At 44.9% G+C, this 16412-nt stretch carries 15 protein-coding genes and 5 pseudogenes; 17 read left to right on the forward strand and 3 right to left on the reverse strand.

Annotation, left to right across the window (positions count from 1 at the left end; translation table 11 throughout):
- The 11 genes and pseudogenes from ACJHXB_RS24105 to ACJHXB_RS24155 all read left to right on the forward strand — a co-directional run.
- Positions 1–636 (forward strand): RHS repeat-associated core domain-containing protein (locus ACJHXB_RS24105; protein ID WP_059333206.1); only part of this gene is annotated, 636 nt, incomplete at its 5' end.
- Positions 633–1202, forward strand: coding sequence for a hypothetical protein (locus ACJHXB_RS24110; protein ID WP_000816740.1), 570 nt, complete (start codon positions 633–635; stop codon positions 1200–1202). The genes ACJHXB_RS24105 and ACJHXB_RS24110, both read left to right, overlap by 4 nt.
- A gap of 168 nt (positions 1203–1370) precedes the next feature.
- Positions 1371–1718 (forward strand): NTF2 fold immunity protein, encoded by a 348-nt coding sequence (locus ACJHXB_RS24115; protein ID WP_001246151.1) that lies wholly within the window; start codon positions 1371–1373, stop codon positions 1716–1718.
- A gap of 600 nt (positions 1719–2318) precedes the next feature.
- On the forward strand, positions 2319–2621 hold the full coding sequence (locus ACJHXB_RS24120) for a DUF6258 family protein (protein ID WP_231367441.1): 303 nt from the start codon (positions 2319–2321) through the stop codon (positions 2619–2621).
- A gap of 252 nt (positions 2622–2873) precedes the next feature.
- Positions 2874–3113, forward strand: a pseudogene (locus tag ACJHXB_RS24125) (pentapeptide repeat-containing protein); the annotation flags it as partial.
- Positions 3114–3152: 39 nt separating this feature from the next.
- Positions 3153–3239 (forward strand): annotated as a pseudogene (locus tag ACJHXB_RS24130) (pentapeptide repeat-containing protein); the annotation flags it as partial.
- Positions 3211–3587: pseudogene (locus tag ACJHXB_RS24135) on the forward strand (NTF2 fold immunity protein). The pseudogenes ACJHXB_RS24130 and ACJHXB_RS24135, both read left to right, overlap by 29 nt.
- 104 nt (positions 3588–3691) lie before the next feature.
- Positions 3692–4534: a HEAT repeat domain-containing protein gene (locus ACJHXB_RS24140; protein ID WP_000072870.1), complete on the forward strand. Its 843-nt coding sequence runs from the start codon at positions 3692–3694 to the stop codon at positions 4532–4534.
- Between the two features lie 18 nt (positions 4535–4552).
- A pseudogene (locus ACJHXB_RS24145) lies at positions 4553–4953 on the forward strand (RHS domain-containing protein); the annotation flags it as partial.
- On the forward strand, positions 4930–5385 hold the full coding sequence (locus ACJHXB_RS24150) for a tlde1 domain-containing protein (RefSeq protein WP_371736995.1): 456 nt from the start codon (positions 4930–4932) through the stop codon (positions 5383–5385). The pseudogene ACJHXB_RS24145 and the gene ACJHXB_RS24150, both read left to right, overlap by 24 nt.
- Positions 5386–5389: 4 nt before the next feature.
- Positions 5390–5906 (forward strand): annotated as a pseudogene (locus ACJHXB_RS24155) (Imm57 family immunity protein).
- Positions 5907–6363: 457 nt separating this feature from the next.
- Here ACJHXB_RS24155 and ACJHXB_RS24160 read toward each other — a convergent pair.
- Positions 6364–7500: an HlyD family secretion protein gene (locus ACJHXB_RS24160; protein WP_000364950.1), complete on the reverse strand. Its 1137-nt coding sequence runs from the start codon at positions 7498–7500 to the stop codon at positions 6364–6366.
- Between the two features lie 2 nt (positions 7501–7502).
- On the reverse strand, positions 7503–7865 hold the full coding sequence (locus ACJHXB_RS24165) for a DUF3302 domain-containing protein (protein WP_000479620.1): 363 nt from the start codon (positions 7863–7865) through the stop codon (positions 7503–7505).
- 536 nt (positions 7866–8401) lie between these two features.
- Here ACJHXB_RS24165 and mtlA point away from each other — a divergent pair.
- The 3 genes from mtlA (at position 8402) to mtlR (ending at position 12145) form a co-directional block, all read left to right on the forward strand.
- A complete protein-coding gene (gene mtlA, locus ACJHXB_RS24170) occupies positions 8402–10315 on the forward strand; it encodes a PTS mannitol transporter subunit IICBA (protein ID WP_000093249.1) in 1914 nt (637 codons plus the stop codon).
- Positions 10316–10409: 94 nt separating this feature from the next.
- Positions 10410–11558, forward strand: coding sequence for a mannitol-1-phosphate 5-dehydrogenase (gene mtlD, locus ACJHXB_RS24175; protein WP_000645425.1), 1149 nt, complete (start codon positions 10410–10412; stop codon positions 11556–11558).
- On the forward strand, positions 11558–12145 hold the full coding sequence (gene mtlR / locus ACJHXB_RS24180) for a mannitol operon repressor MtlR (RefSeq protein ID WP_000228269.1): 588 nt from the start codon (positions 11558–11560) through the stop codon (positions 12143–12145). Before mtlD ends, mtlR begins: the two co-directional genes overlap by 1 nt.
- 11 nt (positions 12146–12156) lie before the next feature.
- Here the strand turns inward: mtlR and yibT are convergent, their stop codons facing one another.
- Entirely contained in the window at positions 12157–12366 is a 210-nt protein-coding gene (gene yibT / locus ACJHXB_RS24185; protein WP_000517100.1) for a protein YibT, read from the reverse strand.
- A 283-nt stretch (positions 12367–12649) separates the two neighbouring features.
- Here yibT and ACJHXB_RS24190 point away from each other — a divergent pair, with 283 nt between their 5' ends.
- From ACJHXB_RS24190 to ACJHXB_RS24200, 3 genes are all read left to right on the forward strand, one after another.
- On the forward strand, positions 12650–13012 hold the full coding sequence (locus ACJHXB_RS24190) for a YibL family ribosome-associated protein (RefSeq protein ID WP_000665680.1): 363 nt from the start codon (positions 12650–12652) through the stop codon (positions 13010–13012).
- Positions 13013–13570: 558 nt separating this feature from the next.
- Positions 13571–14254: a DUF3251 domain-containing protein gene (locus ACJHXB_RS24195; RefSeq protein ID WP_001049677.1), complete on the forward strand. Its 684-nt coding sequence runs from the start codon at positions 13571–13573 to the stop codon at positions 14252–14254.
- 43 nt (positions 14255–14297) lie between these two features.
- Positions 14298–16412 (forward strand): ESPR-type extended signal peptide-containing protein (locus tag ACJHXB_RS24200; RefSeq protein ID WP_410233545.1); only part of this gene is annotated, 2115 nt, incomplete at its 3' end.

The raw sequence follows: 16412 nt of genomic DNA on the forward strand, positions 1-16412 counted from the left end.
ATCCGCCTGCCGGGTCAGCAGTATGATGAGGAGTCAGGCCTGTATTACAACCGCCACCGCTATTATGACCCGCTGCAGGGGCGGTATATCACTCAGGATCCGATTGGGCTGAAGGGGGGATGGAATTTTTATCAGTATCCGTTAAATCCGGTTCAGTATATAGATTCAATGGGACTGGCATCTAAATATGGACACTTAAATAATGGCGGATATGGAGCGAGACCCAACAAACCGCCTACGCCCGATCCAAGTAAGTTGCCAGACATAGCGAAACAATTAAGACTGCCATATCCTATTGACCAGGCCAGTAGTGCGCCTAATGTTTTCAAAACATTCTTCAGAGCATTAAGTCCTTACGATTACACACTGTATTGCAGGAAGTGGGTAAAACCCAATCTGACTTGTACGCCGCAGGATGATCCCCAGTATCCAGGGATGGAGACAAAGACAGCAAGTGATTACCTGCCACAGACAACTTGGCCAACAACTCAATTACCACCAGGATATACTTGTGCAGAACCCTATTTATTCCCAGACATTAATAAACCCGATGGGCCAGCAACAGCAGGGATAGATGATTTGGGTGAAATTTTAGCTAAAATGAAACAGAGAACATCGAGAGGAATAAGAAAATGAAAAGAGCTTTGTTCTTTTTGCTGATGATATTCGTTAGTTTTGGTGTTATAGCTAATTGCGAAACACAAGCTAAAGATCAAGATTGCTTTACCATTTTCACTAAGGGTACTATTTTTTCCGCGTTTCCTGTCTTAAATAATAAAACCATGTGGAGATGGTATCAGAATGAGGACATAGGTGAGTATTATTGGCAAACAGAGCTTGGTATATGTAAAAATAACAAATTCACACCAAGCGGGGCGAGACTCTTAATTCGCGTCGGATCACTACGCCTTAATGAAAATCATGCAACCAAAGGAACGTTGCAGGAGTTGCTAAATACAGCAGAAAAAACGGCGTTTCTCGGCGATCGGTTTAGAAGTTATATAAGAGCGGGTATCTATCAAAAAAAGAGCAGTGATCCAGCTCAGTTGTTGGCAGTCCTTGATAATTCAATCATGGTTAAATATTTTAAAGATGAGAAGCCAACTTATGCTCGAATGACAGCACATCTCCCGAACAAAGATGAGTCTTACGAATGTTTAACAAAAGTACAGCATGAACTGCTTCGTAGTGAAGAAAAATAAAATCTCTTCCTGAGAAAATAAATTAACTATTCGAAAAAATATGTTCTTAATGGGTATCCAGGAACACCAGAAGGTCGATTTGGAAAAATGGATTCCGATGGTAAGAATATCATATATTCTGAATGTAATGTTTTACCCACAACTTTTGAGATTCGATAGGTGTAGAGCATGAGAAACTCACTAATATTACTTATTATGATATTGTTTACAATATCACACTCAGTATTTGGAAAAGAAAATTCAGCGGAAATTTTAGTAAATAGTCGTGAAATGGCTTTGGAATTATCATATGTTTATATTAAATATATATACGGGAAAGAAAAAGCAGAATTTCAGAAACCATATAGTATTACAGATGACAATAATTGTTGGAAAATCGAGGGAAAACAACCGAAGACGTTAGGAGGAAATTTTACAATACTAATAGCGAAAAAAGATGGGCAAGCGTTGGATGTAATACACAAAATAATCCACTGTTCAGACGATTCAAATATTTTACCAAGGTGTGTTTCGTAACTATTTTGTGTACAATATGACTCTACATATCGACGAAAAAACCACTTGATTTGACAGGAACACATTCAAAAAAATTTCTTTTTCATTTCAGGAGCGATTTTCATCTGTTACTTGAAGTATCTGTGAGATTAAGTGACTCCCCCTAACGTCGTACTAAATAGTAATTACTGGCCATACCGGGAGCAGTATTCGGCGCTTCCCACATGCAGCAGAATAACCGCATCAGCGAAGATGTATTGTATTTTTACTATCACAATGTGTACGGACGGTTTATGGAAAAGAATGAACATTAGATACGCGATGCGGCGGCAGGTTACACGGTTATCACTACGATAGCCAATACTGGCTGGTGCATTACCGCCGTGAACAATAGGACGCCGTACTGCTGGAAATTTCTTACCTTTATGACTCCCCGCGCCGCCGTATTGGGAAACGGGAAGCAATCAAGATGAGGCTGATATAATGTGCGGAATGCCTGAGTATTTTTAGAATAGGGGGGTAATATGTTTGATAGAATATATCTTGGTGATCGAGCAATAAAAAATTGAATTTGATTTATGGAGTAAACAAATTAGAATTCAGGTTAATTTAATCTCAAGGATAGCCTATGGTACAACAGAATGGAATTTTTATGATAATGAAGACTTAGAAGATGGTTATTTGGTATTTTCAGATGTTAGTTTCTTCAATATAACTCCTAATGGCTCTATTCCAGATGATTATATAATTTCAATAATTACAGATAATGTCAATGTTGAATATTTTGAATCAACTATAGTTGCTGTTGGTCAAATTCGAAACACAAATGTTGGTGACATTGATAATATTGGTGAATGTCAAATTTTCATCAGGTATAAAGACAGCTGGATTGAGAATAAACTCAAAGAAAAAATAATTGAATAACCATGTTATGTATAGACATTTTAGATGGAACGAACCAGAGGAAGGCATGCCTCCGACTTGGGTTATATGGGCACGGAGTTTTAGTGTAGTGAACTCAACGACGCAAACCGAATAACCTGCCGCTGGCGCTTATCAGCACGTAAGGGACAACAGCGTAGTACGTAGAATAATCCTACCCACGTAGTATGGACACAGGCCTAAGCGAGGTTCTGGTTTTCAAATTTTTCGGGAGTTAGATGATTGGAGGAACAGATGATAAGAATCGCATTTTTAATAACCAATAAATTTCTTGAGATAGATAGTACCACTCTTGCTGGATATGATTTTAGCGGGATGAATCTACATCGTGCCACCCTCAATGGTTATTGTCTTGATGGGGCGAAATTTGAAAAAACTCATTTAAGAAATGTAATGATTCAACATACATCAACTAGAAATGCTGTCTTTCGCAATGCGGCTCTGATGAATGCTATTCTGAATAACTCAGATTTCACTGGAAGTGATTGTAGTAATTCAAGGTCAATAGGTGAAAATTTTAAAGCAATAGATAATCATGGGAAAGATATAATAAATGGAAAAGGATTGCCTAATGTTTGCAAAATACATGACAACGTATAAGAAAATATTATTCAGAACCTATGTGATTGTATCTTTATTTTTACATACAACACATGGGCGCAGTGTAATAATATTATTATAATGCGCAAGTATGAAAGTGAGGGGAAATACACCGTTAGAAATTTGGTCAAAAATAAAGCTATAGCATTGGAATTAGCTGAGATGTATGTTAAAAATCGTTATGGACATGATGCCGAAGAAGAAAAAAAACCATACAAAATCATGGAATTACCAACAAGTTGGATTGTTGAAGGCACCATTGAATCAGACCAAATTGCTGGTAGGGTTTTTATTATAGAAATAGGCAAAAATGACGGGAGAATTCTAAATTTTGGCCACGGAAAATAAGTATGTAAGGATAAACAAACATCGTGTGTGCTGATGGCAGAGTAGGTGGAGGACTCCAGACAGTCAAACGATAGAAAAAGATAGTCTTTATGGAGGTTCCTGCAATGTCGAATACATACCAGAAAAGAAAGGCAAGTAAAGAGTATGGTTTATACAATCAATGTAAGAAACTAAATGATGATGAATTATTTCGCTTACTTGATAATCGCAATTCATTGAAAAGGATTTCATCTGCCAGAGTATTGCAGCTAAGAGGTGGGCAAGACGCTGTTAGATTGGCAATTGAATTCTGCGCTGACAAAAATTATATCCGTAGAGATATAGGAGCATTTATACTCGGGCAAATAAAAGTTTGCAAAAAATGCGAAGATAGCGTTTTTAATATTTTAAAAAAGATGGCACTGAATGATAAAAGTGCTTGCGTTCGAGCTACAGCAATCGAGTCAACTGCTCAGCGATGCAAGAAAAACCCAATTTATTCACCTAAAATAGTAGAACAATCTCAAATTACTGCTTTTGATAAATCGGCTAATGTCAGACGTGCTACGGCATTTGCTATTTCTGTTATCAATGATAAAGAAACAATTCCACTATTGATTAATCTGTTAAAAGATCCAAATGGAGATGTCAGAAACTGGGCCGCATTTGCAATAAATATCAATAAATATGATAATAGTGATATTAGGGATTATTTTGTGGAGATGCTTCAGGATAAAAATGAGGAAGTCCGTATTGAAGCAATAATCGGACTTTCCTACAGAAAAGATAAAAGGGTTTTATCTGTTTTATGCGATGAGTTAAAAAAAAATACTGTTTATGATGATATCATTGAAGCTGCGGGTGAATTAGGTGATAAAACGCTACTTCCTGTTTTAGATACTATGTTGTACAAGTTTGATGACAATGAAATTATAACTTCCGTTATTGATAAGCTGAAGCGTTCATAGCGTGAGTTGCCTATGCACAGTGAGGTATTCCCGCCGGCACGGTGCAGATGCTCGACCGGCTGGAAAGTGAAATCCTGGCTGACCGGGTGAGTGAGGAAAGCCGACGCTGGCTGGCATCGTGCGGCCTGACGGTGGCGCAGATGCAAAACCAGATGGACCCGGTGTACACGCCGGCGCGAAAAATCCACCTGTACCACTGCGACCATCGCGGCCTGCCGCTGGTGCTTATCAGCACGGAAGGGGCAACAGAATGGTGCGCAGAATACGATGAGTGGGGCAACCTGCTGAATGAAGAGAACCCGCACCAGCTGCAGGGGCGGTATATCACTCAGGATCCGATTGGACTGAAGGGGGGATGGAATTTTTATCAGTATCCGTTGAATCCGATAACTGATATTGACCCGTTGGGATTAGCGACCTGTTTATACAGCATAACTTTAGGTATGCTTTCATGCGTTTCAGATACGCCAAGTGATGATAATTCTTATGGTGTGCTTACTATTTCAGTCGCCTCTGGTAATAATGGTAATAATATGCAATGTAAAAATAATCCTGGTTGTACACACTTACAAAATAGAGGCCCAATACCTCCAGGGGTATGGAGCTGGAATGTTAATGGTCCTGGAGCAACTAATAGAAAACCTAATGGTATACGTTTAGTACCGTCAGCAAATACAGAAACGTATAATCGTGATGGATTTTTAACACATAGTTGTTTAAACGCTTTTGGTCCATCTTTAGGACCTCGATTCTGTTCCGAGGGTTGTATAACTGGTTCATCTAATGACATGCAAAAATTAAATGAGCTAATATTTTCAGAGCCAGATAGCACATTAACAGTGACGGACTAGAAATATGGCAAGGTTATTAACAATTGTGCTTTTTTTCTCTATTTCTGCGAATGCAGTTACTGTAAACCAATTTCAGAGAGAGTTGGATTTGGCAGACAAGGCAATATTATGGGCACTAATATCAGCCAGTACCCAAGAGGGACGAAAAGCGTGTTCACTTAGCTATTTTTCATGTAAAGCCGCAGAGGCTGAACTCGGACTGGCATATATGGCTGCTAATGATAACAAGGCATTTCTCACATCCTTATCTAGAATAATGATGTACAAAATAGATGCTGGACTTTCCGAATCCTATACATGCTATTTATTAAGCAAGGGAAAGATCATAAGACCATATCTGAAGAATCTAAATCCACACCAACTTGTCGCTGATTGCATTGAAACTGTAAATAAAAGATAAAAATAAAAAAATCATTGATATAGATTCAGTTAATATTTGCAATGATAATAAAAATATAAATTGGAGAGTTAATAGTACTATTGTAGCCATTGATGATTCTATAAAATGCATCGATGAATAATAACTTAATTATATTTAAAAATATATTAATGACTCACTCTCCAGGAGTTTTTTAACTTAGTGTTATAATGAATACGATAATTAAAAGTGAAGAGAAAAATAGTTGTATACATATATTACATGAACCTACATTGTGATCTATAAATTAAATATTTTTAAATGTGACTGTCATCCTTCAGATAATAAAGCCATCATCGCAATAGATGGAAAAGCACTCCTGCTCTTTTTTGATTAGAGCCGTGGCAGAGGAACAACTCATATCATCATTGCGATCTCGACAATGTATGGTCTGATCCTTCGGCAGATCAAGACGGATAAAAAATCCAATGAGTTCACACTCATCCCGAACTTCTTAACATAATGGATATTAACGAAAAATCATCGCAGCCAATGAAGTAATATGCAAAAATAATTAGTCCTTACAGGGAGCAAAGTTCCATAATCTCCCCCTTCCCTACTCAATGATCCAAATAAAGATAATGCATCCAACTGGTCATTCTCAGCAGCACCTTCCGCATCACCGAAACATGGCTGAAATGGTCGGAGTAAACTGCCACCTGGGCGTAGATGCCGTCGGGTAAGGCATCGATATCAGCGTTAGGGTCCAGTTCAATGGTTCCCAGCACACCGTCCGTGCCGGGCACGACCGTTAATGATTGCAATACCCCCTGCGCCTGATAAGAACCGCCTGGCACGACAGGTAAAATACTGGTCAGTTTGCCGTGGAACACCTGCCCAGGTAGCGCGTTAAACACCACTTCCGCATCATCGCCGGGTTTCAGACGTAACAGCGAGTTTTGCCGAAATTGGGCGACAATTTGCCGTTTTTGCTCGGGGATGAAAACCATCACCGGACGCAACGGCAAGGCAGCTGCGTATGTACCTGGGCGGATCAGTACCTGAGTAACGTAGCCATTGCTCGGCGCGCGAATGACAGTCTGCTCAAGGTTATATTTTGCTTCAGTAAGTTGCGCTCTTAAGCTCACAATCTGCGATTGCTCGCCGTTAACCATACTATCGAGCTGGCTCTGGATCTGCGCCTGCTCCGCCACCGAGCCTTTCACCAGCGCATCCTGCGCGAGGAAATTTTGCCGCGCATCGTCGATGTCACGTTCCGAGAACGGATTCACCGCCGCCTGGCTGCCTTTCAGATAACGTTGATAATTATTAAACAGACGGTCGCGCTCCGCTGAAACCTGGGTGGTGTTGGCCTGCGCTTCAGTGAGCTGCGCGCGCAGCGTCTTTATATTATGCGTCGCCGTCATCAGGTCAGCCTGAAGTCTGTCAACTCGCGCCTGGTAACGAACCGGGTCGAGCTTAAAAAGCACCTCGCCCTTTTGAATAAGCTGATTATTCTTGTCAGTGACTTCAGTAACAATTCCCGTCACCTGTGGCGTGATGGGGATCGCAATCACTGCCTTTTGCGCGGTAAAAGTGTAAGGGTGGTTGTAGTTCATCAACAAAATCAAACCACTCACCAGAAACACGCCTCCCAGCGCCGCCGTCGCCAGCGTCCACTGATTTACCGGAATGCGGAAGATTTTAAAGACCGCCCACGCCAGCGCCACGTAAGTTAAAACAATCAATAGATCCATATTTAGATCTCCGGGAACGTGGAATAGTCAGTCTTTTTCTCGGCGGCGAGTTGATGCTCCAGCCGGGAAATTCGGTCAGAAAGTGCGGCGATTTCCGGGTCAGCCGCTTTCTCCTGCGACGCAACATGTGACTGCATACCCCAGCCACGCTCCGGTTGATAGAGCGTCGCCCAGATCCACAGAAACGGCCAGATAACATGCAGAGTAAACAGGCTCACCCAGCCCGCCGTATGAATAGCGTCGGCATGGGGATGGTTGCGCTTTTTGGCAATCAGATAAGGGATGTCATGTATCGCGATGATTCCATAAAAAATCACCAGAAAGACGAAGATCAGCACTCCCAACGCGAAATAGTTTAGAAACATATCTGCCTCGGATTCACGTTTATCGGTGTTGTTTTTTGGCTGGCAGCCAGAAGGGAGTCAGGCTGATATTTTGACAATAATTCGGGTTCGCGATTCTCGCCATAACACCAAAGAATAATTTTTAGAGGTGATGAGTTGCTTAGTTACATAACGATTTTATGACGAAGGCATAACATGCTGCAGATCACATCAGGTGAACGCCGTAAGAAAATATCTTGTGATTCAGATCACAAAGATTCAACAAACTAACAAAACAAAAATGTGACATTACTCACATTTAAATGCCATTTTTAGCGAAAATCGCCGCCTTGTTGCTTTTTTACACAGTCGTTTTGTGATGAGCATCACGTCAATTACCTCTCTACCCCCTATATTTATGTGACTGATATCACACAAAAGGCCGTCGACTGGACAGTTAACCGATTCAGTGCCAGATTTCGCAGTATCTACAAGGTCCGGCTACCTCTGCCGCCACATTAACAAAAAACCTCGGGCTTCCAGCCTGCGCGACAGCAAACATAAGAAGGGGTGTTTTTATGTCATCCGATATTAAGATCAAAGTGCAAAGCTTTGGTCGTTTCCTCAGCAACATGGTGATGCCAAATATCGGCGCGTTTATCGCGTGGGGTATCATCACCGCGTTATTTATTCCAACAGGGTGGTTACCGAACGAAACGCTGGCGAAGCTGGTCGGGCCAATGATCACTTATCTCCTGCCGCTGCTGATCGGTTATACCGGTGGTAAGCTGGTAGGCGGCGAACGTGGCGGTGTAGTCGGTGCCATCACCACCATGGGCGTTATCGTCGGCGCAGATATGCCAATGTTCCTTGGTTCTATGATTGCAGGTCCGCTGGGCGGCTGGTGCATTAAGCACTTCGACCGCTGGGTAGACGGTAAGATCAAATCCGGTTTTGAGATGCTGGTGAATAACTTCTCCGCAGGCATCATCGGGATGATCCTCGCTATTCTGGCATTCCTCGGCATTGGCCCGATTGTTGAAGCCCTGTCCAAAATGCTGGCTGCGGGCGTTAACTTCATGGTTGTCCATGACATGCTGCCGCTGGCGTCTATCTTTGTTGAACCGGCGAAAATCCTGTTCCTCAACAACGCCATTAACCACGGTATCTTCTCGCCGCTGGGTATTCAGCAGTCCCATGAACTGGGTAAATCCATCTTCTTCCTGATTGAAGCTAACCCAGGTCCGGGTATGGGCGTGCTGCTGGCGTACATGTTCTTTGGTCGTGGTAGCGCTAAACAGTCTGCGGGCGGTGCGGCAATCATCCACTTCCTGGGCGGTATCCACGAAATCTACTTCCCGTATGTGCTGATGAATCCGCGTCTGATTCTGGCCGTTATCCTCGGTGGTATGACTGGCGTGTTCACGCTGACTATCCTGGGCGGTGGTCTGGTTTCTCCGGCATCTCCGGGTTCTATCCTTGCTGTACTGGCGATGACACCAAAAGGTGCTTATTTCGCTAACATCGCGGGTGTGTGTGCGGCGATGGCTGTCTCCTTCGTTGTCTCTGCTATTTTGCTGAAAACCAGCAAAGTGAAAGAAGAAGATGATATTGAAGCAGCAACTCGTCGTATGCAGGACATGAAAGCTGAGTCTAAAGGTGCGTCTCCGCTGTCTGCGGGCGATGTGACTAACGACCTGAGCCACGTACGTAAAATCATCGTTGCCTGTGATGCCGGTATGGGTTCCAGTGCAATGGGCGCAGGCGTGCTGCGTAAGAAAATTCAGGATGCAGGTCTGTCGCAGATTTCTGTTACTAACAGCGCGATCAACAACCTGCCGCCAGATGTGGACCTGGTCATCACTCACCGTGACCTGACCGAACGCGCTATGCGCCAGGTTCCGCAGGCACAGCATATTTCGCTGACCAACTTCCTCGACAGCGGCTTGTACACCAGCCTGACCGAACGTCTGGTTGCTGCCCAGCGCCATACTGAAAACGAAGTGAAAGTGAAAGACAGTCTGAAAGACAGCTTTGACGATTCCAATGCTAACCTGTTCAAGCTAGGCGCGGAGAACATCTTCCTCGGTCGCAAAGCGGCCACCAAAGAAGAAGCGATTCGTTTTGCTGGCGAGCAACTGGTGAAAGGCGGTTACGTTGAGCCGGAATACGTTCAGGCGATGCTGGATCGTGAAAAACTGACCCCGACTTATCTGGGTGAGTCTATCGCGGTGCCACACGGTACGGTTGAAGCGAAAGATCGCGTACTGAAAACGGGCGTGGTGTTCTGCCAGTACCCGGAAGGCGTGCGCTTCGGTGAAGAAGAAGATGACATTGCCCGTCTGGTGATTGGTATTGCTGCCCGTAACAACGAGCACATTCAGGTTATCACCAGCCTGACCAATGCACTGGATGATGAATCCGTCATCGAGCGTCTGGCACACACCACCAGCGTGGATGAAGTGCTGGAACTGCTGGCAGGTCGTAAGTAATCCAATCCTACCCTCTCCTCACGGAGAGGGTTTGGGTGAGGGAAAAGCCTCACCCCAGCCCTCTCGGGTAAAAACATTGATGAAGGTTAATACTATGAAAGCATTACATTTTGGCGCAGGTAATATCGGTCGTGGCTTTATCGGTAAACTGCTGGCAGACGCGGGTATCCAACTGACGTTTGCCGATGTCAATCAGGTGGTACTTGATGCCCTGAATGCCCGTCATAGCTATCAGGTTCATGTGGTCGGTGAAACCGAGCAGGTAGATACCGTTTCCGGCGTCAATGCCGTCAGCAGCATTGGTGATGATGTCGTTGATCTGATTGCTCAGGTTGATTTAGTCACTACCGCCGTTGGTCCGGTTGTGCTGGAACGTATTGCTCCGGCAATCGCCAAAGGGCTGGTGAAACGTAAAGAACAAGGTAATGAATCCCCGCTGAACATTATCGCCTGTGAAAACATGGTACGCGGCACCACGCAGCTGAAAGGCCATGTGATGAACGCCCTGCCGGAAGATGCCAAAGCGTGGGTAGAAGAACACGTTGGCTTTGTCGATTCCGCCGTTGACCGCATCGTGCCGCCTTCGGCTTCTGCAACCAACGATCCGCTGGAAGTGACGGTAGAAACATTCAGCGAATGGATTGTTGATAAAACCCAGTTCAAAGGCGCGCTGCCGAACATCCCAGGAATGGAGTTAACCGACAACCTGATGGCATTTGTCGAACGTAAACTCTTCACCCTGAATACAGGTCATGCTATAACCGCGTACCTCGGAAAACTGGCCGGTCATCAGACCATTCGTGACGCTATTCTCGACGAGAAAATCCGCGCGGTGGTAAAAGGTGCGATGGAAGAAAGTGGTGCAGTATTGATCAAGCGCTACGGCTTTGACGCAGACAAACATGCGGCGTACATCCGGAAAATCCTCGGTCGTTTCGAGAACCCGTATCTGAAAGATGATGTAGAGCGCGTAGGCCGTCAGCCGCTGCGTAAACTGAGTGCTGGCGACCGTCTGATCAAGCCACTGCTCGGAACGCTGGAATATGGTCTGCCACATAAAAACCTGATTGAAGGTATTGCCGCTGCAATGCACTTCCGCAGTGAAGATGATCCGCAGGCTCAGGAACTGGCAGCACTGATCGCTGACAAAGGTCCGCAGGCGGCGCTGGCACAGATTTCCGGTCTTGATGCCAACAGCGAGGTTGTATCCGAGGCGGTAACCGCTTATAAAGCAATGCAATAATGGTGGACCAGGCGCAGGATACCCTGCGCCCGAATAACAGATTGTCAGATATGCAGGCAACAATGGAACAAACCCAGGCCTTTGAAAACCGTGTGCTTGAGCGTCTGAATGCTGGCAAAACCGTGCGAAGCTTTCTGATCACCGCCGTCGAGCTTTTGACCGAGGCGGTAAATCTTCTGGTGCTTCAGGTATTCCGCAAAGACGATTACGCGGTGAAGTATGCTGTAGAACCGTTACTCGACGGCGACGGTCCGCTGGGCGATCTTTCTGTGCGTTTAAAACTCATTTACGGGTTGGGCGTCATTAACCGCCAGGAATACGAAGATGCGGAACTGCTGATGGCATTGCGTGAAGAGCTAAATCACGACGGCAACGAGTACGCGTTTACCGACGACGAAATCCTTGGACCCTTTGGTGAACTGCATTGCGTGGCGGCGTTACCACCGCCGCCACAGTTTGAACCTGCAGACTCCAGTTTGTATGCAATGCAAATTCAGCGTTACCAACAGGCTGTGCGATCAACAATGGTCCTTTCACTGACAGAGCTGATTTCCAAAATCAGCTTAAAAAAAGCCTTCCAAAAGTAAGCAACGTCTGCTTACTGCCCCTCTACCTGCTTCGGCCGATAAAGCCGACGATAATACTCCAGACGTTGTAGATATAACGGCACGCTTTCATCAGGTATTCCGGACGGAATCGCGTTACGGGGAGGTAGTTTTTTCAGATACTCCCGGAACGCCTGGCTCGATGCCATGAAATCTACGGCTTTATCGATAAGAAGCGGAACGTTTTCACCTAATTTGCCCATGATGATATCTCCGTATTACCCCGCGCCGGGAATGCGCGGCCGCCAATTTTAGTTTAGATCCCGGTATAAATGACATTAAGGAAAACGTGCTCAATCCTCAATAATCATCCGTTTCTATTAACTATCTTTTTTCTTTAAATTTCTTAATTAATCAATAAATTGCGTAGTTTTTAAGCATGTTAATGTTTACGTTATAGAACTATTGCAATGTCATCAGTTGTGAACAAAGCACCTGGTCGCGCATACTAGGGGCTATAAATTTATCTTTATCAGAAGCCATCACATGAAAGAAGTCGAAAAAAACGAAATCAAACGTCTCAGCGATCGTCTGGACGCCATCCGCCACCAGCAGGCCGATCTGTCGCTGGTTGAAGCCGCAGACAAATATGCTGAACTGGAAAAAGAGAAAGCCACTCTGGAAGCAGAAATTGCTCGCCTGCGCGAAGTTCACAGCCAGAAACTCAGTAAGGAAGCACAGAAGCTGATGAAGATGCCGTTCCAGCGCGCGATTACTAAAAAAGAGCAAGCTGATATGGGCAAACTGAAGAAGAGCGTTCGCGGACTGGTCGTTGTGCACCCAATGACCGCGCTGGGCCGCGAAATGGGCCTACAAGAGATGACAGGGTTCTCTAAGACTGCGTTTTAAGTTCCTTTCTCGTCGCTGTAATTACAGCCACTCACGATTTACTCGCTCCTGCTGGCACATGCAGGGGCCTGTTTTAGCGATCGAATATTTATAACGTTCTTAACATTATATATTCAACTCCACCTACACTTCTGAGCGCTCGGAGCAGGCTAAATTCTGAAAATCCGGTACAAATTAAAGAATGATGTATCAATATTAACAATGAATTGCCGCATATCAATGCTTGAAACATAATTAATTATTTAAATTTTTCTATCAGCATCGCAAACTTCGCAATAAAACATCACTCAACTGAATATTTACCTTTCCCTGCCCTGGGCCTTTATCCGGTGAAACATTTGACATTGATTGACACCGATCATTAAAATCCGCGCGATTAATATTATTGGCTACAAACCGAAATTGTTTGACACTTAATAACATATTCGCACAACCAATTAATACAAAAATTCTCTAACAAATTTATTTGTCGGATATGCTCCACTCTAATCATTCATAAAAAAAATGATTGTGCCGTAATTATCAACTGTATCGGGATTATGAAAAGGAATTCATCCTATGAACCTAAAGAAAACACTGTTAAGCGTGTTAATAATAGTGCCTCTCTGCTTATTGGCAGGGTGTGACTATATTGAAAAAGCGAGTAAGGTCGACGACCTCGTTACACAGCAAGAGTTGCAAAAAAGCAAAATTGAGGCGCTTGAGAAACAACAGGAACTCGATAAGCGAAAGATAGAACATTTTGAAAAACAACAAACTACTATCATAAATAGTACCAAGACGCTCGCTGGCGTGGTGAAAGCGGTTAAAGACAAACAGGACGAATTTGTCTTTACAGAATTTAACCCGGCACAAACACAATACTTCATTCTAAATAACGGTTCTGTCGGTTTGGCAGGTCGGGTGCTGGCTATTGATGCGGTTGAAAACGGCAGCGTTATTCGTATTTCACTAGTCAATCTATTAAGCGTTCCCGTATCAAATATTGGCTTTCATGCGACATGGGGCAATGAAAGACCCACCGATGCCAAAGCTCTGGCGAAGTGGCAACAATTACTTTTCAACACCACCATGAATTCCACTCTGCAATTAATGCCTGGTCAATGGCAAGACATTAATCTGACATTAAAAGGCGTTTCGCCTAATAACCTGAAGTATCTGAAGTTGTCCATCAATATGGCAAATCTCCAGTTCGACACTGTTCAATCTGCTGAAACTCGGCAGCGAAAAAACAAAAAATAAATGCAGCTTCTGCGCTTATATCAAGGAATAGAGAGCATCAATAATGAACAAAATTTTTAAAGTTATCTGGAATCCAGCGACGGGCAGTTACAGCGTTGCCAGCGAAACGGCGAAGAGCCGTGGCAAAAAGAGCGGACGCAGTAAGCTGTTAATTTCTGCGCTGGTTGCGGGTGGGCTGTTGTCGTCGTTTGGGGCAAGTGCAGATAATTACACTGGGCAGCCAACTGATTATGGCGATGGCTCAGCAGGTGACGGCTGGGTTGCTATCGGTAAAGGTTCAAAAGCAAATACCTTTATAAACACAAGTGGCGCGAGTACAGCTTTAGGTTATGACGCGATAGCCGAAGGTGAGTACAGCTCTGCCATCGGGTCAAAAACCCTCGCAAGTGGTGGAGCATCCATGGCGTTTGGGGTTAGTGCAAAAGCATTAGGTGACAGAAGTGTCGCGCTGGGTGCATCTTCAACAGCAACTGGCGATCGTTCGATGGCTCTTGGTCGTTACGCAAAGACGAACGGTTTTACATCTCTTGCTGTTGGGGACTCCTCCCTTGCCGATGGTGAAAAAACTATTGCGTTAGGAAATACGGCTAAAGCTTACGAAATTATGAGCATCGCCCTCGGTGATAATGCCAATGCGTCAAAAGAATATTCAATGGCGCTGGGTGCAAGTAGCGCCGCATCTGCGGCTAACGCGATTGCAGTAGGCCGCAACAGTGCTGCTGCTGGCGTAGACAGCCTCGCATTAGGTAGACAATCACTTGCCAGTGCAGCGAACGCCATTACGATTGGTGCTGAAAGCGAAGCCGCTGAAAATGCGACGGCTGTAGGTACTAAAGCGAAAGCTCGAGGCAAAAACAGTCTTGCATTAGGTGCAAACAGTGATTCAACAGGTGAAGGTTCTGTTGCCCTGGGATATACAGCAGCGGCTGCTGGCGCAAGTGCTCTTGCCTTGGGGCAAAATGCGCAAGCATCAAACACAAACACCATTGCATTAGGCCAGAACAGCAGCGCATCAACCGCAAATGCTATTGCGATCGGTACAGGAAGTTCTGCGGTTGGATCAAACAGTCTTGCATTGGGAAGTTCATCTTCTGCAGGAGGGAATAATTCCGTCGCGATTGGTGCAAGCTCTACTGCAGATGAAGACAACGTTGTGTCGGTCGGCTCAGGGTCAGCACAGCGTCGCATCGTCAATATGGCGGCAGGTGAAATCTCAACAGACAGTAAAGAAGCCATTAACGGTTCACAACTTTACGCCATTAGTCGGTCGGTAGCAGACAGGCTGGGAGGCGGAGCAGATGTAGCCAGTAACGGAACAATAAAGGGGATGTCTTATAAACTGAAGAAAAGGGATTTCAATAACGTTGGTGAAGCACTCCAGTACCTTGACAATGAAACTCTGCACTGGGACTCAGCTAAAGGGGCTTTCAGCGCCAGTTATATTGTTAAAAATGCTGATGGAACGATTGCCAGTACCGTAGCAGAAAACAAAATCATCAATGTAAAAGATGGCGATATTTCGGCTACCAGTAAAGACGCCATTAACGGCTCTCAGCTGAAAACCACCAACGATAACGTAGCGACCAACACCACCAATATCACCAACCTGACTGATTCCGTTGGCGACCTTAAAGACGATGCCCTGCTGTGGAATGGCACCGCATTCAGCGCCGCTCACGGTACCGATGCCACCAGCAAAATCACCAACGTCAAAGACGGTGACCTGACGGCTGGCAGCACTGACGCGGTAAACGGCTCTCAGCTCAAAAACACTAACGATGCCGTGGCAGCCAACACCACCAATATCGCCACGAACACCACCAACATCACCAACCTGACTGACGCTGTTGACAGTCTCGGTGATGACTCTCTGCTGTGGAACGCTACTGCGGGGGCATTCAGTGCCGCGCACGGTACTGATGCCACCAGCAAAATCACTAACGTCAAAGACGGTGACCTGACGGCTGGCAGCACTGACGCGGTTAACGGCTCTCAGCTCAAAACCACTAACGATGCCGTGGCAGCCAACACCACCAATATCGCCACGAACACCACCAACATCACCAACCTGACTGACGCTGTTGACAGTCTCGGTGATGACTCTCTGCTGTGGAATGATGCAGCGAAAGCATTCAGCGCCGCGCACGGTACTGATGCC

Origin of the sequence: Escherichia sp. WS3227_2, from assembly GCF_046486495.1 — a bacterium.
Classification (GTDB): domain Bacteria; phylum Pseudomonadota; class Gammaproteobacteria; order Enterobacterales; family Enterobacteriaceae; genus Escherichia; species Escherichia coli.

What these genes read in the sequence shown, in the direction of transcription:
- ACJHXB_RS24160 (WP_000364950.1), bottom strand. Translation starts at nt 7,500, where the DNA reads ATGGATCTATTGATTGTTTTAACTTACGTGGCGCTGGCGTGGGCGGTC.
- ACJHXB_RS24115 (WP_001246151.1), top strand. Translation starts at nt 1,371, where the DNA reads ATGAGAAACTCACTAATATTACTTATTATGATATTGTTTACAATATCA.
- ACJHXB_RS24190 (WP_000665680.1), top strand. Translation starts at nt 12,650, where the DNA reads ATGAAAGAAGTCGAAAAAAACGAAATCAAACGTCTCAGCGATCGTCTG.
- ACJHXB_RS24140 (WP_000072870.1), top strand. Translation starts at nt 3,692, where the DNA reads ATGTCGAATACATACCAGAAAAGAAAGGCAAGTAAAGAGTATGGTTTA.
- ACJHXB_RS24195 (WP_001049677.1), top strand. Translation starts at nt 13,571, where the DNA reads ATGAACCTAAAGAAAACACTGTTAAGCGTGTTAATAATAGTGCCTCTC.
- mtlR (WP_000228269.1), top strand. Translation starts at nt 11,558, where the DNA reads ATGGTGGACCAGGCGCAGGATACCCTGCGCCCGAATAACAGATTGTCA.
- mtlD (WP_000645425.1), top strand. Translation starts at nt 10,410, where the DNA reads ATGAAAGCATTACATTTTGGCGCAGGTAATATCGGTCGTGGCTTTATC.
- ACJHXB_RS24165 (WP_000479620.1), bottom strand. Translation starts at nt 7,865, where the DNA reads ATGTTTCTAAACTATTTCGCGTTGGGAGTGCTGATCTTCGTCTTTCTG.
- yibT (WP_000517100.1), bottom strand. Translation starts at nt 12,366, where the DNA reads ATGGGCAAATTAGGTGAAAACGTTCCGCTTCTTATCGATAAAGCCGTA.
- ACJHXB_RS24110 (WP_000816740.1), top strand. Translation starts at nt 633, where the DNA reads ATGAAAAGAGCTTTGTTCTTTTTGCTGATGATATTCGTTAGTTTTGGT.
- mtlA (WP_000093249.1), top strand. Translation starts at nt 8,402, where the DNA reads ATGTCATCCGATATTAAGATCAAAGTGCAAAGCTTTGGTCGTTTCCTC.